Here is a 582-nt window from a genome sequence, read left to right on the forward strand (position 1 = left end):
GCGCAAAGCACTACAGCGTGGCCCTGGCCGATTTGCCGACCTCGGCCACCGTCACTGATCGCCGGTCGGTGGAGGCCATCGCCGGGCCGCTGGTGACGCACTTCGCCGCCCGGATCGGCGACTACCCGGGGTTACGAGCACGGGCCACTACGAAGGAAGACGTGGAGCTGGAGAACCTGCCGAATGCAAAGAGTGACGACGAGAACTCCGACAGCAGCGTGATCCTTGCCACCACCAAGGCGGTGAAGTCGGCCACGTCGACGATTTGGAACGCCATCGCCAAGATCGTGGTAGGTGACACGGTGGTGGGCAAGGCGGCAAAGCTGGCCACCGCGCGCATTCTCACCCTGACCGGTGCTGTGAATGGCTCGGTGAGCTTTGACGGTGCGAACAACGTCACCATCGCCACCACGGCCAGCCAGGCCACGGAAACAGTGGCCGGCGGCGCGAAGGTGGCCACACAGCTCCAAACCGACACCGGGACCGACGACACCGCGTTTATCAGCGCCAAGAAGCTCCGGTGGGGGTTCGCCGCCACTTTCGGAACAACCGGGTTTGTGGCCCTGCCGTCCTGGTTGGGCG

At 65.1% G+C, this 582-nt stretch carries 1 pseudogene; it reads left to right on the plus strand.

The features are described 5' to 3' along the window. Positions 1–582, plus strand: a pseudogene (locus M1B35_RS31915) (hypothetical protein); the annotation flags it as partial.

This window comes from Pseudomonas morbosilactucae (assembly GCF_023241665.1).
GTDB classification, from domain to species: Bacteria; Pseudomonadota; Gammaproteobacteria; order Pseudomonadales; family Pseudomonadaceae; genus Aquipseudomonas; species Aquipseudomonas morbosilactucae.